This is a genomic window from Stenotrophomonas sp. HMWF003 (genome assembly GCF_003061285.1).
GTDB classification, from domain to species: domain Bacteria; phylum Pseudomonadota; class Gammaproteobacteria; order Xanthomonadales; family Xanthomonadaceae; genus Stenotrophomonas; species Stenotrophomonas maltophilia_AP.
Window position 1 is genome coordinate 1 of the sequence record NZ_QAIW01000440.1, and the last position, 1,935, is coordinate 1,935.

Sequence of the window (1,935 nt, forward strand, 5' to 3'; positions counted from 1 at the left end):
GCGTTGGTTGGCGGGCCCGCACGCTGACCGCCGTTCGTTGGCGGCCCGCACGCTGACCGGGTAGTGCCGGCCGCTGGCCGGCTCCTCTTTCGGCCTGATATATCGGGAGCCGGCCAGCCGCCGGCACTACCGGGATGCGCGCACTGTTACCGGGCCGGCCAGCGGCCGGAATTACCGGGATGCGCGCACCGTTACGGGGCCGGCCAGCGGCCGGCACTACCGGATGCGCGCACTGTTACCGGGCAAGCCAGGGGCCGGCATTACCGGAATGCGTGCGCCTTGGCCGGTACCCCGGCCCACGGTTACGGGGCTGCGCGGTGTTACGCGGTTTCGGGGGCCGGCTTGTTCAGGCCCAGCCAGCCGCCGATGATGCCGCGGGCTTCGTCCACGCCCTGGCGGGCCGGACCGGAGAAGGTCTGCACGCTGACGGTGTCGCCGAACGAAGACTGCAGTTCCTTGCGCACCTTCTGCAGGGCAATGCCCTGCTGGCCACGGCCCAGCTTGTCGGCCTTGGTCAGCAGCGCGTGCGCGGGCAGGCCGCGCTGCACCGCATAGGCCAGCATCTGGCGGTCGTAATCCTTCAGCGGGTGACGGATGTCCATCACCACCACCAGGCCACGCAGCGCCTCGCGGGTACGGAAGTACTGGTCGATGAAGGCCTGCCAGTGGGCCTGCAGATCCAGCGGCACCTTGGCGTAGCCGTACCCGGGAAGGTCGACCAGCTTGGCCTCCGGGGTGACTTCGAAGAACACCAGCTGCTGGGTGCGGCCGGGGGTCTTGGAGACCCGGGCCAGGCTGTTCTGGCGGGTCAGGGCGTTGAGGGCGCTGGATTTGCCGGCGTTGGAGCGCCCGGCAAAGGCAACTTCGGCCCCGACATCCTCCGGCAATTGCCGGGTGTTGTGGGCCGAAAGCAGATAGTGGGCACGTTCGAGGAGCAATGACATGCCCATAGGATCGCATGTCCGGGCCGGATCCGCGCCGCCGCGGCCGGTTTTGCTGCACCCTGCGTTGACCGTGGCGTGAAAGCGCATGGATAATCGGGCGATCCCCGCGGGTGCACCCTGCACCTGCCAGGCCGGTCCACACGGAGCTTCCGCATGCGCCACGCTCGCGTTCTTGCCGTTTCCGCTGTTGCTGTATCGCTGCTGGCCGCTGTCGCGGTCGCCCAGACCTCGATCACGCCCCTGCCTGACAACGGGCCGATCAAGACCGCGTCGCTGGAGGTCGATTTCAGCAAGACCACCTGGGGGGATGCCAAGGCCGGCCAGACCAAGGCCGCCGCCTGCGCCGCCTGCCATTCGGCCGATGGCAACTCCACCGTGGAGATGTATCCCAGCATCGCCGGGCAGAGCGAACGCTATACCGCCCAGCAGATGGCCTTGATCGCCAACGGCCAGCGCACCTCCGGGGCCTCGGCGGCGATGGTGCCGTTCGTGCAGGACCTCACTCCGCAGGACATGCGCGACATCGGTGCGTATTTCGCAACGCAGAAGGCCAGCGCCGGGCTTGCCGACGATGGCCTGGTGGGCGAAGGTCCGTACGCCGGCAAGAAGTTCTACGAGATCGGGCAGCAGTTGTATCGCGGGGGCGATGCCGAACGCGGCATCCCGGCGTGCATGGCCTGCCACGGTCCCACCGGCGCCGGCAACCCGGGCCCGGCCTACCCGCATATCGGCGGGCAGCATGCGGCCTACGTGGCGCGCCGGCTGCAGGAGTACCAGGCCGGCACCACCCAGGAAACCGACAAGGCACACTTCCAGATCATGGCCACCATTGCAAAGCAGCTGACCGAGCAGGAGATCCAGACCCTGGGCAGCTACCTGCAGGGCCTGCACAACCGCGCCGACGATGTCGCCTCGGCCACCCCCGCACAACCGGCGAAGGCCCCGTAAGGACCGCTCGGCGGCGCAATGGCCGCCCCGCCCCCGTGGCGGG

General features: G+C 69.0%; 2 protein-coding genes. One reads left to right on the forward strand and one right to left on the reverse strand.

Features of this window, described 5'->3' with window-relative positions; translation table 11 throughout:
• Positions 1 to 320 precede the first annotated feature (320 nt).
• Positions 321 to 944 (reverse strand): ribosome biogenesis GTP-binding protein YihA/YsxC, encoded by a 624-nt coding sequence (yihA, locus tag DBR34_RS19290; RefSeq protein ID WP_038686269.1) that lies wholly within the window; start codon positions 942 to 944, stop codon positions 321 to 323.
• Positions 945 to 1,097: 153 nt separating this feature from the next.
• Between yihA and DBR34_RS19295 the strand changes: the two genes are divergently transcribed.
• A complete protein-coding gene (locus DBR34_RS19295; RefSeq protein WP_128097977.1) occupies positions 1,098 to 1,892 on the forward strand; it encodes a c-type cytochrome in 795 nt (264 codons plus the stop codon).
• Positions 1,893 to 1,935: the final 43 nt, after the last annotated feature.